Here is a 16,476-nt window from a genome sequence, read left to right as displayed (position 1 = left end):
TCTTACGGAGCAATCGCTGTGTCGTGGATCGAAGTTTCCTTTGGTTCCGCCAACTGGAAGGGGTGGATGCCGTAATACAGATCATTCCGGTCTCGCGGTGGACAAGACGGTAGTGGTCGCCCCCTGTTCTGCTCACCTCCCACTCATCGCCATAGGCTTTGCGAAGTTCACGCTCGAATTTTTTCATGGCGGTCAATCCAACTGGTCGGCAACGCAGGTCCAGGTCGGATCATCCTTGGCAAATGCCCAAAGGGCTTTCATGCACCCGCGATACCAGTCAATGGCCTTGTTAATATCCAGGCCATTGATGAAGCTGAGGGCCAGAAAGTTCGGGTCATGCTGGAGGGCAACGGCCAACTGGCTGAAAACCACGGCTGAAACAAAGATACCGTACTGGCTCGGGGTCATGGTGGTGGAAGCCCCATTGTCGCTCCGCTCCACCGTCTCAGGGTTAGGCACGAACGGAATGGGGATCAGGTGCTTTCCTGCCTTCAGGTAGCCCCAGCTTGCGATCTTAAGCGGGATCAGCTTGGCAAAAACAGTGTGCCAAATCTGCGGTACGCTGCCGAAGATTGCGTAATACTCCCGCAGGTAAAGCTCAGTGGCATCGTCTGAGAATTCCACGCTGTCATTCGGCATGAAGAGCGACGCATTGTCCGACGAAAGCACAATGTCGTAAAATAGTGCTGTCGGGGTGTACGCCGGATCGTCGATAGCCGTTGCTTCCGGTGCATTCTGATAGTTAGTTGTACTTTTGCTTCTCGATTTCATCATTTCCTTCTTTCGAAGGCGTGTTCCGCTTCATGATTGATTCGGATTTCGACGGGCTTCATGCCACGTCTGTTCAACGCCGCCATCGGGAGTGATGGATGGTAACGACCCATCGCCTGCGACTTTCGCCGCCGCTCTACGGTGAGCTACATCACCCAGTGATCGTCTGCCTGTCGGCATGGGGTCACGACCAAGACCCAACCACGTACCCGTCCTTGTCAGTCACCACGCTGGCCTTCACCGTCGAGGACCAGCCCCAGCGGTCGTTAGGCTTGGCTGCCCGTTTATGGGCAGCTTTGAGCTTGGAAATCTCCCGCCGCAGGCGAGTAAGCTCTTCCCACGATTCCTTGGCCTCCTTTTCCCAGTTCACGGAGACACCTCCGATCTCGAAGTCATCCGCCCTGATCGACAATTGGCTTGCGTGGATTCCTTTGGTGTTGAGGAGGGCGGCGATCTTACCAATGGCCGTCAGCCGTTCTGGATCGGTTGCTGCGGGATCGAGTGCGGTGGCGAGCAGTTTGATGATCTTGTCCATTTTACTCACTCAAGCAATCTGGCGTCGCATGCCATCGTTGAAGATGGCATGCAGCACCTCATCATTTTTAGGAGCCGAATTAGGGAAGCGACTCAAAAGCCCGCATGCTCTCCCACTGCCTTTCGAGTGAGATGCCGTCAGCGACACTCTCTACCCCCCAGCAGAACCCAAGGATGACAGCTACCATATGGCGAACATCATCGTCGCTAAGCGTAGATAGTGGGGGCCGTCAAAGTGGTAGAGATTGTGTTCGCCGGGTATCTTCGTCGTTGGCAGAATGGCGGGCTGAAGATGAATGCCCAATGGGAATTGATCCAGGCTGCGGTTGCTGCGGTTGGCGGCCATATAGTCGTAGTTTTCATCGAAGAAGAGATCGGGCGATGGGATTGGAGAAAGCAGGAGCGGCCAGCCCTTGAGGCTGCCTTGGCGTTTTGCAATACCCCACTATCCCCACGTAAGGTGCCAATTATCCGACTGGTCACGCCCCAGTGGGGGGGTAAATATCGCGACTATCGCTTAAACGAGACGCTTGCTAACTGGAATGAGATAAGTTGCGAAAGATTTCTTTATGGAACGCCGGTCAAATCAGTAGCCCGCATACGGAAAGGCCCAAAGCGAAACAAGCCCAGATCAATGAACATCACCAAGCCACATGGCTTCGCCAGCCCCAATCGTGCTGACGCTGCGGAATCAAGGATACGTGGACTGCAAACGCAGATTGAAAAGCGTCAGGCCCATTTTGATGACATAAAGAACGTCGCAGAATTGGCCGTGAAACTTGGATTCGACACACCGCAGAAGCTGAAAGCCTATCTCGATGAAAGTGGCGTGAAGACGGTAACTGGAAAATGCTGGAGCAGGCAGGCGGCTTCAAATCTATTGAAGCAAATAAAAACCGATCATTTATCGTCGCAACATTAAGGTATACCATGCTGCAACTCCGCCACAGTCAGGAAATATTGTTCCAGATGGGTTGCTTTTTTATTTATGGAACGCTTTAATATATGGGTCTATGACCCATATGGAGCAAATCCATGCTGTACGGATATGCCCGCTGCTCTTCAGCAGACCAATCCCTCGACATTCAGATTGATGCCCTGAAGGCCGCAGGGTGCCAGATCATCCGAAGTGAAAAAATCAGCGGTACCAGCCGCGACGGTCGCCGGGAACTGGAAACCCTGCTGGAGTTCCTTCGCGAAGGGGATGTTCTGGTCGTCACCCGGATCGACCGGCTGGCCCGATCCATCGGCGACCTCCAGGACATCATCAAGGTGCTGAAAGAAAGGGGTGCCAGTCTGAAGGCCACCGAGCAACCATTCGATACCGGTGATATCTACGGCTCCCTGACTATTAATTTGCTCGGGGTGTTCGCCCAGTTCGAGACCGAGCTTCGGCGGGAACGACAGATCGAAGGAATCCAGCGGGCCAAGAAGGATCACCCGGAACGGTACCGTGGACGCCCCCCGAAAATCGACGCTGGTGAAATTCGGCGACTCAAAAATCAGGGCTTCAATGTTGCGGCCATCAGTAAGGAATTAGGAATCGCTCGCACATCCGTCTATCGGGCTTTGGAAATAGCCGGATGAATTTCCAAAGCTGATAATGAGAATGCCCCTGAATTTGCGTATCATCCCAGATACGCCATTATAGGCATGCACAGCATGAGTCCAGATAATAATATTGTTATTATATATAATTACTATTTAAGGTGAAAAGTTAATGCTCGAATCTAAAGCAAGGGAGTTAACAGCGGGCCGCGAAAATAAAAATCCTTGTACATAACGCACACCGGCATCACGAAGAACTTTTAATTCTTGAGTCCGCTCCACTCCCTCGGCGACAACATCAACGCCAAGCTCCTGACATACCTTTATCATTCCCAGGGCAATTGTACGGCGTCGTTGATCATGGTCGATATTGCGGACCAGGGCGATGTCCAATTTCACGACATCAACAATCATCTCTGCCAGCACATTAAGACCGGCATAGCCCGCCCCAAAATCATCAAGTGCCACCCTGAATCCATGGCGGCGGTATTCCTTGATGATGCCAAGCAGATGAGGGGTATCTGTGATCCTTTCGTCCTCAGTAATCTCAAAGGTAATGAGATCGAGGGGAAAGTTGACTCGTTCCGCAGCAGCCAAGGTGGCACGTATACATGCCTTGGGATCATAAACGGCATTGGGTAGGAAATTGATGCTCAGCCGCCGGTCCAAGCCCAAGCTGGCTGCAAGTTCGATGGCCTTGACCCGGCACGCCTGATCGAATGCGTAGCGGTTGTCAGCAGTCACTTGAGAAAGAACGCTCATAGCAGGTTGGCCCTCTGGACCTCTCACCAGTGCTTCGTAGGTCGATATGCGTCGCTCATGCAAATCCACAATTGGCTGAAACGCCATGGTGAAAGGAATAGCAAAACCCTTTCCCTCCAGGCACGAGTGGCAACCAGATTTTGAATGGCTCATGGCTTCCTTGGACCGTTCGTTCGCGACAGCGTGGATGATGCGAGATTTGCTGTCGCTTTGCTAATTTTCTGCCGCATTTTGAACCGTCACCAAGAAACTCTGAGTGACTTTTGAGGATGGCAGCGGGTCAATGTTCAGTTTCAGCGTGCCCGAAATTAGCGTCTAATTCCTCGTTGTTAGATGATGGGGAATGACGCGTTGCTGTGCGAGCAAAACTTGTTTCCAGCCGCTCGATCCGCAGAAAAAGTTTGTGTGAACGATTCAATAGTGATCGTAATTCATCAGAAATCACAGAATCATTACAATGCGATGTGTCCAAGCACACATCATGCCCAGATAGCCTAAATTGGTTTTCCATCGCATATTCTGCGGAAATCTCACCGTTATGAACTGCACGCTGGAACATCAGCCACGACATAACTTGAGTCAGACGGCTTGTTAACCGAAAAGTTTCATTGGTTATCCGAAGCCCTTTAACGCCATCGACTTTTTGCCGGTCCCACCATTCGGTTTCCATCATGAAGGTCCGAGCTTCAACCAGCAGAGCCATGGTTTCTTCAATAGGGCCGCGAAAATATGCAGTTGTTTGCATTCTCGCACCTCATGCCACCACCAAGACGGGCGAATGTTTCTTAAAATGCCAACATGCGAAGTTCCGCCATCATATGCCAATCAAAACCAAATGTCATACTTCAGCCCAGCCAGCCATATGCAGTATTGCGGTTATTTCCTGATAGATGGATCTCGATCATCGTGGTTCAATCCCCTCGTGGCTTCTTCCCAAGACGAACAGCCACCACCGATGTGGATGCCCCCCCCGCCTTTATCCGGCCGTCGAACGGTTCCTCGGTCGAGTGCTCGCCGTTTCGAGGCCGCAAAACCTTCCCATTTAGTTACCTTCCAATAATCGCTATTTTGCGATATGGTATGTCCATGGAATGGAAGGTCGAAACCCTCAACGAAATCGTGGACGCGGAAATCGCTGTCTTGCCCAAGGATATGCAGGCCCGTTTTCTGCGGATAGCCGGGATGATTGAGTCTGCTGGGTTGGAAGGTATGGGGCATCCTCATGTGAAGCCGCTTGAGGGCAAGTTATGGGAGATGCGGCTAATGGGCCGCGACGGCATCGCCCGTGCCCTCTATGTGACCGTCACTGGTCGGCGGGTCGTGGTAGTGCGGGCCTTTGTAAAAAAGACTCAGAAGACGCCTCGCCAGGAGATTGAACTCGCATTGGCTCGGGCCAAGGAGATTTTGAAATGACCAGCCTGAATGATCTCAAGGCTAAAATGCTGGCTGATCCCGAGGTTAAGGCCGAATATGACCGTCTCGCTCCCGAGTTCGAGATTGCGGAAACCCTTATCCGTGCCCGGCAACGGGCGGGTCTATCTCAGGCCGAAGTCGCAAAACGGATGGGCACCACCCAGTCCGTGGTTGCACGGCTGGAAAGTGGCCGTTCCCTTCCTTCATCTACTTCACTGGCACGCTACGCCGCCGCCACAGGAAGCCGCCTTCGTGTTGAGCTTCTTCCTGGTCGATGAGTCCACTGCGGTTCCTGCGTTGGCTCCGTCACCAAGATGGATGCGATCTTGGGTTCATTTATCAAATTACGCAAACCGGGCAACGATTTCACCGCCCAAGGTTTGCTCGCCACCTTGGCTGAATGCTCCCTGGCTTGATGGACGGGATCGCTCTCTTGCCTATTGGTCCTCCTGCCGATCTTCTGGTGTCAGTGGAACCCCAAGAAGCTCAAGGCGATGGCCGATGACCTGATAGCCGTAATCTGCGGCGATCTTCTTTTGCAAAGCTTCAATCTCAACGCAGGAGAATTCGATAACTGCCCCTGAAGTTACGTCAATCAAGTGATCATGATGGTCACTTTCGGCCTCTTCGTATCGGCTCTTTTTCCCATCGCCAAAATCGTGCCGTTCAAGGATGCCTGCTTCCTCAAATAGTCGCACGGTGCGGTAGACAGTGGGAATGCTGATATGCCGATTGATCTCGACGGCACGGCGATAAACCTCATCGACATCAGGGTGGTCGGTTGCATCTGAAAGGACGCGAGCGATAACTCGCCGCTGGTCCGTCATCTTCATAGATTTTTCAATGCAACGCTGCTCGATACGAGATGGGGGCGATTCATCCACGGCTCACTTCCTGTCGCACTTCACGAGAACGTGATTGTGCAAGTCAGTCGCAACTTTATCAATGGATTTAGTTGTGCCGTTGCATGATCCGAAGGCAAGTTTTGCTGGATGTCAGCCTCACAAAGCTCGCCTGATGCCCATTGGCTTGTTCAAAGTATGGCGTGGACAGAATAAAGCCACTTGATGGTTAGCTATGTTGTTGCTGTTGTCTTTATGTATTGGGAGAGCTTGGAATCTTCATTGACCGTGTGCCCGCAAAACCATCCGTATAAAAATGTCAGAAGCTCATCGAACCTATCAATGCCACTTCTGATGTCTGCGATATACTCATCCATCGTTTCAAGGATTATTTTGTGCCCGCGTCTGTGCTCCTTGATATCAGGATAGGAGCAATCCTCCATAAGATTCTCCTCGCTTATGAAGTGAAAGTACGTATATAGACGCAATTCGTTCATAACCCTTAAAACACGCATCTTGTCAGTCCCGTGGCGAATATCAAAATCAATCGCCTTCAAAATATCGAAAAATGTTTTGTGCTCGGAATCAATGCGTTCATGACCGACTTCGAACCAGTCCTGCCAAATAATTTCCGTCATGCTTCACCTTTGGTGCCATGCTTATGTTTCACTGCCATCGCGTAACCTGAAGAAAAACGTCGATCCGAGACCAGGATTAGATTCTACCCAGATGGTTCCCCCGAACCGCTGTACAATTCGACGGCAAAGAGTTAGGCCAATTCCAGTGCCCTGAACATCAGAAGTCGGGGTTAGTCGCTGAAAAATTTCAAAAATCTTCGAGTGGTATTCAGGATCGATACCAACCCCATTGTCACTGACGGCGAACTGCCAGAATTTTACACTTTCCCGAATTGCAGAAACTGAAATTCGAGGCACGCGATCTTCAGATCGGTATTTAATGGCATTGCCGATAAGGTTCTGAAAGAGGCTAACCAGATGGGGAGTGTCAGCCAGAACCAAGGGAAGTTTTCCAATCTCCACCTCAGCCTCTGACTCCTCAAGCTCGTGGTGAAGGTTTGCCAAGGCTTGATTCGCAGCTTCGCTTGCAGAAATTGGCTCAAGTGGGCGGGTTTGACTGGTGATTCGAGAATACTCGAGCAAGTCTGTTATGAGTTTTGACATCTTCATCGAGTTGTCGATGATAAAATCAATAAAGTCATCGGCGTCTGAATCGAGTTTACCTTTGTATCGTCGCGTCAAAAGTTGTGAGTAGCTAATTATATTGCGTAAGGGTGTTTGAAGATCATGTGATGCAACATATGCAAATTGCTCCAAATCGGCATTTGATTGGGTAAGTAGATCTGTTCGTTCACGCATGGCCTGTTCAGCGACAACTCGTTCGGTAATATCTTGTATGGTTCCCGACATACGCACGGCAACGCCGTTAGCATCTCGTTCGATATTTCCAAGCCCCGAGACCCAACGAATTTCTCCGGTGGACTGGCGTTGAATGGGGTACTGACGCTCGAACCTTTCTCCGTGAGCAATAATTTCCTTGAGGTAGGAGGCCATTTCCTCCCTGCTTTCGGGGGCAACCAAAGCAAGCCAATGCTCCGCATCCCGAACGTAATCGGACCCTATGCCGAACAGGTTATCCAGGACATCTGAGCTTTCCCACCGGTCATCCGTGACGTGATACGTATAGTGTCCCAAATTTGCAATTCGCTGTGCCTCATGCAGCGTCTCCTTGCTCTCAATCAGCATCTGCATGTCGTGCTTCTGGCGGTTCCACGCCCGGTGCAGTGTCAAGGATAGGGCGATTACCGCAGAGGCAAATGCGAGAACAAGTCCGGCAATAATTGTCGCTTGCTGACGCCAATCGGCGAGTGCGTTCTCACGAGAAAGCCCAACATTGACGAGGAAACCATATTTTTCACTGCGTCTATATGAGTAGGTACGTATAAATGTGTCGGGACCGGTCCCATCACTGCTATAGGTTCCCTCGTTCATGTTGATGGATAGCATTTCCTCAAATGGCTTTGATATTTTAGAATCGCCAATTGCAATTGGGTTTTGTTTTTCATAAGTGCTGCGTGCAATAAGCCCAAGATTATCGTCACGTAACGCAATCGATCCGCCACCTTCCATTTTGATTTTATCAAAAATTTCCTGTACACGATCTGTAAATATAACGGCAAACGCAACCCCTTTAAATTCTCGGTTACGGTTTTCAATTTTTCTTGAAAACACCCAAATCCATTTTTTATTAACCTTCCCAAAAACGGGCTTGCTTATAAATATGCTCTGCCCTTTAGAGCTTAATTGCTTCAAGAAGTAGTCTCGATCAGCAATGCTTGGTGTCGGATTCGATATGCCAACTCCATAGACCACATCTCCACGCTCATTTGATGCCCATAGATGGTCTATTAATGGCAGTCGGCTTTGCTGTCGGTATAGCATCTCTGTAATCTCACTGTCAGAAAATTTTTCACTAGATGTGTTCTCGCCAATATCATCCGCAACCGCTTGCAAAGCCACATCAATGGCATCAATTTGCCCATCTATAGTCAGGGCTATTGTTTGGGCAAGATTTTGAGTGGCGGCAGCGATTCGAAATTCTGCTTGTTCACGCATTTTTATTAATGCGACAAAAGCAATGGTAATTACCAAGAAAATAGGGGCAATTACGCCGCCAACTAGAATCGCTTTGCCGCGATGAGGGGTGATTGTTGGCACTGTTTGCTGCTGAGTCGCCATGGGCCATGCAGATTCAAGATACGAAAGCCCATTATCCTAATGGTATGGTGCGTAAACGGGAAGCTGCTTGATCAAGTCACACTTCCATCGTGCCTTCTGGGTGATGGTCTGAATGCCTCAATCGCTTCTGCTGGTTCCCATCTTTCCCAGGAAATCCCCGAAATCCTTGGCTTCACGGAAGTTCCGGTAGACCGAGGCGTACCGCAAATAGGCGACCTGATCGAGTTCCATCAGCACGTCCATCACCAGTTCACCGATGAGCTTGGACGGAACCTCGTTTTCTCCCAAGCTCTCAAGGCGGCGGTAGATGCCATTGGCAATGCGTTCGATCTGGTCATCTTCGACAGGGCGTTTTCGCAGGGCGATCTGAAGTGACTTGACCACCTTCTCCCGGTCGAAGGGCGAGCGTGATCCGTCCTTTTTGACCACGACCAGATCACGGATTTGAACCCGTTCGAAGGTGGTGAACCGTGATCCACACCCTGGACAAGCTCTGCGGCGACGGATGGCCGCATTGTCGTCGGTCGGGCGTGAATCCTTCACCTGGGTATCCTCCTGGCCGCAAAATGGGCATCGCATTGGATCGCCTCCCCCCTATCAATATCCAGGGCAATCATTCAGGAAATGGCGACCGCCAGCAAGAATGGTGGCATGGGCAGTCGTGCATATCGGCATTGGATTTGCGACGACTTGTAACAACATGGGAACCCGGTGGCACTTAGGATTGACCCCACGGACATAGCTCAACCATACTTTTGATAGAACTTTTGATGGCGGAAATTGGAACCGGCTGATATCCGAAATGTCTGAAAATTGGGCCAGCCAGCAAGTTGAACATAGCGGCATCAGCGGCTTGCTGATGCTCGCCAGTTCTCCAGAATGCCGCCACATCATCCAGTCGATCATCGAGCACCTTCCGTGCGGCGTAACACTGTTCGATCAGAACCTGGAGATGGTTGCCTGCAATGGCTTGTTCAGACGGCTGTTGGATTTCCCTGACCAATTGTTTGAAGGCAGCCTGCCCTCCATGGAATCCCTGGCCATGTTCAACGCACGACGCGGTGAATACGGTCCAGGTGACCCAGAGGAACTCGCTGGGCAGGTTGTCCAGAGAGCCATGGCGATGAAGCCACACCAGTTCGAGCGTGTTCGGCCTGATGGAACCATTCTGGAGATTTCAGGCCAGCCACTGCCGAGCGGCGGATTCATCACGCTGTACACGGACATCACTGAACGACGTGAAGCCGAGGAAACCCTTCGTGACAAGGAGGGGCTGCTGCGGCTGATTTTCGACAATTCCAGTGTGGCCATTTTCACCATCGATTCCAGTGGCCGGATTGGTGCGGCCAACCAACGGATGGCGGAAATGTTCATGATGCCATTGGAATTGCTGGTTGGCATGGAATACGTCGATCTGGTCGATCCCGTAGAGCAGGAAACAGCCCGAAAGAACATGGCGGATCATCTGGTCCAGGATCGGGCCAACGTCAACCTGGAACGCCATTATTGGCGGTCAAATGGCACTGCGTTCTGGGGGCAACTGACCGCCCGTCACATGCCCGCTTACAAAGATGGGCGTGCGGGTCTGGTCTGCGTCGTTTCTGACATCACAGAACGCAAAATCGCAGAACAGCATCTGGCCGAACGTAGCCACGAACTCGAAGTTCTAAACCAGGAACTCTCCAAAACCGTTGCGGCCCTTGCTGCATCGAATGCCGAACTTGTTGAGGCACGCGAGAAACTGGAGCATTTGGCCCGACATGACGCTCTGACGGGAGCTTGGAGCCGCATCAGAATCGAAGAATCTGCCCAACAGGAAATGCTCCGAAATTCGCGATATGGTCACCCTGTTTCATTGATCTTTATCGATCTGGACCACTTCAAGAGGGTCAATGACGGCTATGGCCATGCTGTAGGCGATGAAGTTCTGAAGACATTTTGTGACATCGCCCAAAAGTGCATGCGTTCCACCGATCTGCTCGGTCGTTGGGGCGGTGAGGAATTCGTGATCGTCACCCCAAACAGTGGACTAATGATCGCAATCCTGCTTGCCGAACGAATCCGTAAGGCGGTTATGGCCTTCGATTTTCCTGGTGTTGGGCATGTTACCGCCAGCTTTGGTGTCGCCGAATACCGTGAAGATGAAACATGGGAATCTTGGCTATGCCGGTCTGATGCAGCCCTTTACGCGGCAAAGGAAGGTGGGAGGAACCGAGTCGTAACCGATGCCTGCGAGGCTGATGAAGCCGATGAGGCAGAGCTTCTCGATCTCTCGTTTCTACGTCTGGTCTGGAGGAGCACCTACGAGTCCGGCCATGCTTTGCTCGATACGCAGCACCGAAATCTATTCGAACACGCAAATAATTTGCTGACAGCGGTCATCGGAGAGCGACCAACCGATGAGGTGGCACCTCAGATCGAAGCACTTGTTGCGGACCTTCTGGATCATTTCCGGGATGAAGAAGCAGTTTTCCGCTCGATAGGATATTCCGGTGCTGATGAACATGCCCAAACCCACCAGGGTCTAATCGACCGTGCCGGGGAATTGGTGGCRAWTTTCACATCCGGCGAACTGGCCTTGGGCGACCTGTTCAATTTTCTGGCCTATGACGTGGTGGCAAAGCACATGCTGTCCGAAGATCGAAAGTTCTTTGGGCACATCCAGGCAGTTCGCGACATGGCGGTATAATTTCGGGCAGGCAGGTTGGGCGAACATGGCAATATTCGGACGAAAACCTCCCCCCATCCAAGTCGGTGACTTGTTCATGAAAGCCAACGATCCGACCAGAAAGGTGTGGGAGGTGTCACGGCTTTGGACGRCCGTTGATGGGGTTCCRCATGCCCGGMTGGTGAACMGGCACGAGACACTAATGGTGTCGATTCGCACCCTGGAAGACCCGGAGTACTTTGTGGCTGTGCCTGTGATTCGGAACGAGCCGTAAAGCAGGTCGGCGGTGGAGAACTGGTGAGAACTCCACCGCCGGATCGTGCTGGATGGATCAGGTTTACGGGGGTGATCTATCCAGATGTGGCCGCATCGGGGGGATGCCACCAGAAAAGGTTATCGTATTCGGCTTATGCCATCAAGGCGGAGATGATGAACGTAAATCCGACCATGGACACTGCATCGATTACTGTATCGGCAATCGGCATCACCGAAGTGAAGAATGCCGGTAAGCTACGTGCCTTGGCTGATGTTGAGGTCGTCTTTGATGGCATCGAGATGATCATCCAAGGAGTCAAGGTGAGGGCTGATGACAAAAGTACCGAGGTTTCCTTGCCAACATATCGGGCACCAGATGGCTCATGGAGGGCCGCAATAATTCTGCCTGATGAAATCAAGGATGCCATTTCGGATACGGTGATTGCTGCGGGATTGGAGGCAGGAATCCTCCGGGTGAAGGAGGAGTCCGTTGGGGATCGGTGCACAATGGAAGGTGCTAAATCTCCGGACCATTTTGCTTGAGGTTGATGAAAGATATAAATCTTTGGTAGCATTTGATCGGCGTGAAGGCGGAGGACGGCCATGATTGTTGCAAACACAGGCTGGCCTGATCTCGAACTCCTAAAAGCTGCCCCGATTCTGATCTGGCGTGCAGGTCTCGATGCCAAATGCAATTGGTTCAACCCCGCATGGCTCGCCTATACCGGCAGGACAATGGAGCAAGAGATGGGGAACGGATGGGCGGAAGGTGTCCATCCTGATGATTTTGATCGCTGCTTGAAAATTTATCTTGATGCCTTCGCACTTCGTCAGCCGTTCGACATGGAATACCGCATCAAGCGTGCCTGTGGCGAATACGGTTGGATCGTAGATTACGGAATCCCAATTCAAAACCAGTCCGGCGAATTTCTCGGGTATGTCGGCTATTGTTTTGATGTCTCTGTCAGACAGGAGAGCGAAGAAAAACTGGGAATTGCCTGTAAGGATTTGGCGGCATCCAACGCTGAACTTGAGCAATTTGCCTACGTCGCATCCCATGATCTTCGTGAGCCACTCCGTATGATCAGCAGCTATGTTGACCTGATTGAACGCCGCTACGGACATCACTTTGACGCAGATGGGCATGAATTTATTGGCTTCGTCCGCGACGGTGCCCGGCGAATGGATGCTATGGTTCTGGACCTGCTTGCATTCTCCAGAATTGATAGACAGGGAGAACCACTGGTTCCGATGCGGATCGGTGATGCCATTTCCCGTGCCGTGAGAAATCTTGGGACAGCCATTTCCGAGTGTGATGCACACGTGGTCGTCGATGTGAATGCTTCGCTCATGGTGGTTGGGGATGGCCACCAATTAGATCGGCTTTTCCAAAACCTAATTGGGAATGCCATCAAATATCGAACAGAGGGGATAAGACCCCACATCGCCGTAGATGTTCGCCTCGATAATGGGAAGGCGGTCTTCTCTGTTCAAGATAATGGTATCGGGATCGCACCAGAATACTTCGACCGAATTTTTATGCTTTTCAAACGACTTCATACCCGAGAGGTATACGAGGGAACAGGGATCGGTCTTTCTGTCTGCAAGAAGATTGTCGAGCGGCACGGGGGAGAGATTTGGGTCGAGCAATCACCTTCAGGCGGCTCGACTTTCCTGTTTACCTTGCCGATATCTGAGTGAATCCGTTTGATAAATGATGCCTGTTAGTCATTCCGTTTTTGTTTGGTAGGGAGGGGCAAATGAACAAGTCCGAATTGATCGCCGCCGTTGCCGATGGTGCCAACATGACCAAGGCCGACGCGGCAAGTGCCATCGACGCTGTATTCGAAGCCATCACCGCCGCCATGAAATCGGGCGATGACGTGCGTCTTGTTGGCTTCGGGTCTTTCTCGGTTTCTGCCCGTCCTGCACGTGAAGGCAGGAATCCGCAGACTGGCAAGACCCTCACCATCGCGGCCAGCAAGTCTGCCAAATTCACCGCCGGAAAGAGCCTCAAGGACACCATCAATGGCCGATGACATCAAGGCACTGACCACCAAGATCGTTTCTGCCTACCTGGGCAGCAGCACCTTGGCTGCCACTGAAATCCCAAGCCTGATCAAGTCCGTTTATTCGACTTTAGCCGGTGCCGACAACCCCGCTTCAGTCCCGGCTGAACGGCAGCAGCCTGCCGTTTCGGTGAAACGGTCGGTGACCCCTGATTACATTGTCTGTTTGGAATGCGGTGATCGGCAGAAGATGCTCAAGCGACACCTCACGACTGGGCACGGGCTGACCGCCGACGAGTACCGGACCAAGTGGGCTTTGCCCAAGGATTATCCCCTCGTCGCTCCAGAATACGCTGCACGCAGATCGGAGTTTGCGAAGGCTGTTGGGCTGGGCTATTCCCGGACGAACCGGAAGCCAAAATCAGCCACCTGATGAACGGGGAAGGGATCACCATGCCGCCACGTAAGAGTGCCAAGCCCGCAATCGCCCCCAAGCCTGCCAAGGTCGCCAAGAAGGCTGGCCGGTCTACCAGAGGTCGCTTGGACGATGGCAGTGCCAATCCCATTGATGTTCATGTTGGTGCCCGCATTCGGCTTCGTCGGACCCTGCTTGGAATGAGCCAGGAGAAGCTTGGAGAATGCCTGGGGCTGACCTTCCAGCAGGTCCAGAAGTACGAACGTGGAGCCAATCGGGTCGGAGCATCCAGGCTGTTCGATCTATCCCGTGTTCTGGATGTCCGGGTTGGCTACTTTTTTGAGGAAATCTCTTCGACTGCCCAGGCAGCATCGCCGGTCGAGGTGATCCGTGGCAATGTCACCAAGTCAGTTGATGTCCCCGACGATGATCCGATGACACGGCGGGAAACCCTCGAATTGGTCCGAGCCTATTTCAGCATCAATGACCTCAAGGTCCGGGATCAGGTTCTGGCGATGGCAAAGGCTCTGGGCGGTGCCAAATAATGGGGGGCTTGGCGGAACACCATGCTGCTCTGGAAATTCCCTAAAGCTTCAGGACTATCTCGTCTGCAATCGCCCTGATCGACCGACCTTCCTTTTCGATCAACCCCGCAGCGGCCAGGGCGTCCACATCTTCATAGACGTTTTTATAATCTCGACCGAGTTGCCGGGCGAGTTCTGCAACTGATGTCGTGGGGTGCTCCCGAAGGAAGCGAACCATTTCCAATCGCTTCGGCGTAACGTGACGGAGAAAAGCCTCCATAGACTCGAATGTCACGTTGAGTTCGGGTTCACCGATTTTTCCATGTTCGGCGTTATGCCATGCCGCGATCACTCTCTTGCCCATGTCATCAAGAGGATCGCTATGCCCGTTGCCGATGGAAACATTGATCCGGTTCAATTTGCCCTCCGCCGTCTGACATCGGCCTTAAAATCCTCAATCAACTGCTCAATGGTGGAGAATGAGTACGCAGTCTCATCGCCATCAAGATGCCGGTGATCGCCCTTTCCAGCCTCGTTGTCGTAGCCGACGATCCGCCTTCCGTCTCGACCGTAGAACAGCGAGTACTTGAAACCATGGCCGCTGCCTTGAACCTGCATCGGCACTGCCCAGACTCTCATCTCAACGATGGACCCATCGTCGTAGACCGCCTTGGTGTGGAGAATAAGGGTCGCCTTCATCCGATCCTCAGAACCATATCAGATTTATGGTATCAACGGCCATAGATTGCTGCGGGCTGATGCATCTAATCGCCCATCATTGCAGATGCCAATCCTTCTGCAATGTCGTGATTCGCCTTGAGCTTGGTTTTCCGGGCAATCTTGTTGTAGTGGATTCTGGTGACCTCCGGGCTTGAGTGCCCAACTGCCTTCGAGACCGTCTCAAGGCTAATCTTCAAGTCATCAATGGCGAACGTAATCCATGATCGGCGAAGATCGTGGATGTTCACATGGGGCAAGCCAGCTTCCTTTCGGACATCACACCATACTTCGTCAACTGAGGTGATGTGTAATTCCGGGGCCGTGGAACGAGCAAAAAGCCACTTTGAGTTTTTCGGGATTCGGCCAAGCAGTTCCTGAACGGGTTCCGTGATCACGATTTGCTTGATCTTCGGCTTGCGACGCCGTGAATTTCCTTTGTCAGTCACATGAATATATCCATCTTTTACGGCATCCCACTGCATTGACAACACCTCCATTTTTCGGGCGGCTGTGAAAATAATCATTTCGATTGCCAGATACATTGATGGGTTGTTTTGAGGGTTTGCTGCTCGATGGGCAATGAGGGCTTTGTATAGCTCTCTATATTCATTTTCATCGATCACAACATCTCTTGATTTCTTCTCGTTCATCTCAACTTTAAATGTTGGGTTGCTGTTCATCGGCAGAATTTTTGGGATACACCAGTTCCAGGCGGATCGAAGGTAGCCAACGGCATTGTTGCCATTCCCTTCTCCCGATGTCTCCGTCACATGATCGAGTAGCTTCTGGCAGTCATCTTGGGTGACATCCTTCCATGGCTTAGTTCCCATGAATGGACGCACATAATTTTTATACATTGCTCTGTAGGAACGCTGCGTGTTTGCTCCTTTTTTCTCAATGTGATTTGCCATGTACAAATCAAGTATATCATTTATAGTGATGCACTTTCTGTCATCCTGCTTGTCTTTAGCGGGGTCGCCGCCCAGAGTTACTTTCGCCAACACTTCTTTCGCTCTGGTTCGAGCTTGCTCAATGGTCAGCACTCGCACATCTGAAAGTGTCATGCGTCGATCTACGCCATACGAGTTGCGGTACTGAACGACATAGCTCCTGTGCCCATTGGGGGTGACCTTGACGCCAAACCCCGGCAGAGTTTCATCCCAGTAGATTCTGTCAGTGCATTGCGGCACGAGGTTGCGAAGAGCGGTGGTGGTTAGGCGAATTTTAGGCACAGTGGATTCCTTCGACGTGTTAGGCTT

The 16,476-nt window shown here is 51.7% G+C and carries 21 protein-coding genes; 10 read left to right on the top strand and 11 right to left on the bottom strand.

Features of this window, described 5'->3' with window-relative positions; all coding sequences use genetic code 11:
- Positions 1 to 192: 192 nt before the first annotated feature.
- Together WV31_RS02840 and WV31_RS02835 are read right to left on the bottom strand one after the other, a co-directional pair.
- A complete protein-coding gene (locus WV31_RS02840; RefSeq protein WP_145980716.1) occupies positions 193 to 771 on the bottom strand; it encodes a hypothetical protein in 579 nt (192 codons plus the stop codon).
- A gap of 184 nt (positions 772 to 955) precedes the next feature.
- Entirely contained in the window at positions 956 to 1,306 is a 351-nt protein-coding gene (locus WV31_RS02835; protein WP_085372169.1) for a hypothetical protein, read from the bottom strand.
- 234 nt (positions 1,307 to 1,540) lie between these two features.
- Here WV31_RS02835 and WV31_RS21380 point away from each other — a divergent pair, with 234 nt between their 5' ends.
- A complete protein-coding gene (locus WV31_RS21380) occupies positions 1,541 to 2,227 on the top strand; it encodes a hypothetical protein (RefSeq protein WP_145980715.1) in 687 nt (228 codons plus the stop codon).
- Positions 2,228 to 2,340: 113 nt separating this feature from the next.
- The gene (locus tag WV31_RS02830) at positions 2,341 to 2,892 is read left to right on the top strand and encodes a recombinase family protein (protein ID WP_085372168.1); all 552 of its coding nucleotides are present in this window, start codon (positions 2,341 to 2,343) and stop codon (positions 2,890 to 2,892) included.
- 117 nt (positions 2,893 to 3,009) lie between these two features.
- On the opposite strand, the gene WV31_RS02825 is transcribed toward WV31_RS02830, so the two are convergent.
- Together WV31_RS02825 and WV31_RS02820 are read right to left on the bottom strand one after the other, a co-directional pair.
- Positions 3,010 to 3,768, bottom strand: a complete 759-nt coding sequence (locus tag WV31_RS02825; RefSeq protein ID WP_085372167.1) for an EAL domain-containing protein — start codon at positions 3,766 to 3,768, stop codon at positions 3,010 to 3,012.
- A 127-nt stretch (positions 3,769 to 3,895) separates the two neighbouring features.
- Positions 3,896 to 4,360 (bottom strand): DUF1465 family protein, encoded by a 465-nt coding sequence (locus WV31_RS02820; protein WP_085372166.1) that lies wholly within the window; start codon positions 4,358 to 4,360, stop codon positions 3,896 to 3,898.
- Positions 4,361 to 4,701: 341 nt separating this feature from the next.
- Here WV31_RS02820 and WV31_RS02815 point away from each other — a divergent pair, with 341 nt between their 5' ends.
- Both WV31_RS02815 and WV31_RS02810 read left to right on the top strand, forming a co-directional pair.
- Positions 4,702 to 5,028, top strand: coding sequence for a type II toxin-antitoxin system RelE/ParE family toxin (locus WV31_RS02815; protein ID WP_085375437.1), 327 nt, complete (start codon positions 4,702 to 4,704; stop codon positions 5,026 to 5,028).
- On the top strand, positions 5,025 to 5,306 hold the full coding sequence (locus WV31_RS02810) for a helix-turn-helix domain-containing protein (protein WP_008620724.1): 282 nt from the start codon (positions 5,025 to 5,027) through the stop codon (positions 5,304 to 5,306). Before WV31_RS02815 ends, WV31_RS02810 begins: the two co-directional genes overlap by 4 nt.
- 159 nt (positions 5,307 to 5,465) lie before the next feature.
- Here WV31_RS02810 and WV31_RS02805 read toward each other — a convergent pair whose 3' ends face one another.
- The 4 genes from WV31_RS02805 to nrdR all read right to left on the bottom strand — a co-directional run bounded on the left by WV31_RS02805 (position 5,466) and on the right by nrdR (position 9,205).
- Positions 5,466 to 5,861: a Fur family transcriptional regulator gene (locus tag WV31_RS02805; protein WP_085372165.1), complete on the bottom strand. Its 396-nt coding sequence runs from the start codon at positions 5,859 to 5,861 to the stop codon at positions 5,466 to 5,468.
- A 242-nt stretch (positions 5,862 to 6,103) separates the two neighbouring features.
- A complete protein-coding gene (locus WV31_RS02800) occupies positions 6,104 to 6,508 on the bottom strand; it encodes a bacteriohemerythrin (RefSeq protein WP_085372164.1) in 405 nt (134 codons plus the stop codon).
- Positions 6,509 to 6,529: 21 nt separating this feature from the next.
- Positions 6,530 to 8,626, bottom strand: coding sequence for an ATP-binding protein (locus WV31_RS02795; RefSeq protein WP_085372163.1), 2,097 nt, complete (start codon positions 8,624 to 8,626; stop codon positions 6,530 to 6,532).
- Positions 8,627 to 8,743: 117 nt separating this feature from the next.
- Positions 8,744 to 9,205: a transcriptional regulator NrdR gene (gene nrdR / locus WV31_RS02790; RefSeq protein WP_085372162.1), complete on the bottom strand. Its 462-nt coding sequence runs from the start codon at positions 9,203 to 9,205 to the stop codon at positions 8,744 to 8,746.
- Between the two features lie 223 nt (positions 9,206 to 9,428).
- Here nrdR and WV31_RS02785 point away from each other — a divergent pair, with 223 nt between their 5' ends.
- The 6 genes from WV31_RS02785 (at position 9,429) to WV31_RS02755 (ending at position 14,518) form a co-directional block, all read left to right on the top strand.
- Positions 9,429 to 11,315: a diguanylate cyclase gene (locus WV31_RS02785; protein WP_237051466.1), complete on the top strand. Its 1,887-nt coding sequence runs from the start codon at positions 9,429 to 9,431 to the stop codon at positions 11,313 to 11,315.
- Between the two features lie 276 nt (positions 11,316 to 11,591).
- Positions 11,592 to 12,092 carry a hypothetical protein gene (locus WV31_RS02775; RefSeq protein ID WP_237051465.1) on the top strand — a complete coding sequence of 167 codons (501 nt, stop codon included), beginning with the start codon at positions 11,592 to 11,594 and terminating at the stop codon, positions 12,090 to 12,092.
- Between the two features lie 60 nt (positions 12,093 to 12,152).
- A complete protein-coding gene (locus tag WV31_RS02770; protein ID WP_085372159.1) occupies positions 12,153 to 13,250 on the top strand; it encodes a sensor histidine kinase in 1,098 nt (365 codons plus the stop codon).
- 59 nt (positions 13,251 to 13,309) lie between these two features.
- Positions 13,310 to 13,588: an HU family DNA-binding protein gene (locus tag WV31_RS02765; protein ID WP_008621826.1), complete on the top strand. Its 279-nt coding sequence runs from the start codon at positions 13,310 to 13,312 to the stop codon at positions 13,586 to 13,588.
- A complete protein-coding gene (locus tag WV31_RS02760) occupies positions 13,578 to 13,991 on the top strand; it encodes a MucR family transcriptional regulator (protein WP_085372158.1) in 414 nt (137 codons plus the stop codon). The genes WV31_RS02765 and WV31_RS02760 overlap by 11 nt, the downstream gene beginning before the upstream one ends.
- A gap of 20 nt (positions 13,992 to 14,011) precedes the next feature.
- Complete coding sequence (locus WV31_RS02755; RefSeq protein WP_237051464.1) at positions 14,012 to 14,518, top strand: helix-turn-helix domain-containing protein; 507 nt, start codon at positions 14,012 to 14,014, stop codon at positions 14,516 to 14,518.
- 40 nt (positions 14,519 to 14,558) lie between these two features.
- On the opposite strand, the gene WV31_RS02750 is transcribed toward WV31_RS02755, so the two are convergent.
- The 3 genes from WV31_RS02750 to WV31_RS02740 form a co-directional block, all read right to left on the bottom strand.
- Entirely contained in the window at positions 14,559 to 14,915 is a 357-nt protein-coding gene (locus WV31_RS02750) for an HVO_A0114 family putative DNA-binding protein (protein ID WP_008616589.1), read from the bottom strand.
- Positions 14,912 to 15,196 (bottom strand): toxin-antitoxin system TumE family protein, encoded by a 285-nt coding sequence (locus WV31_RS02745; RefSeq protein WP_068494492.1) that lies wholly within the window; start codon positions 15,194 to 15,196, stop codon positions 14,912 to 14,914. Before WV31_RS02745 ends, WV31_RS02750 begins: the two co-directional genes overlap by 4 nt.
- A 65-nt stretch (positions 15,197 to 15,261) precedes the next feature.
- Positions 15,262 to 16,449: an integrase family protein gene (locus WV31_RS02740; protein WP_085372157.1), complete on the bottom strand. Its 1,188-nt coding sequence runs from the start codon at positions 16,447 to 16,449 to the stop codon at positions 15,262 to 15,264.
- Positions 16,450 to 16,476 lie beyond the last annotated feature (27 nt).

Source organism: Magnetospirillum sp. ME-1, from assembly GCF_002105535.1.
Classification (GTDB): domain Bacteria; phylum Pseudomonadota; class Alphaproteobacteria; order Rhodospirillales; family Magnetospirillaceae; genus Phaeospirillum.
Note: the sequence above shows the minus strand (reverse complement) of the source record. Positions and strands in the feature narration are given on the sequence as shown.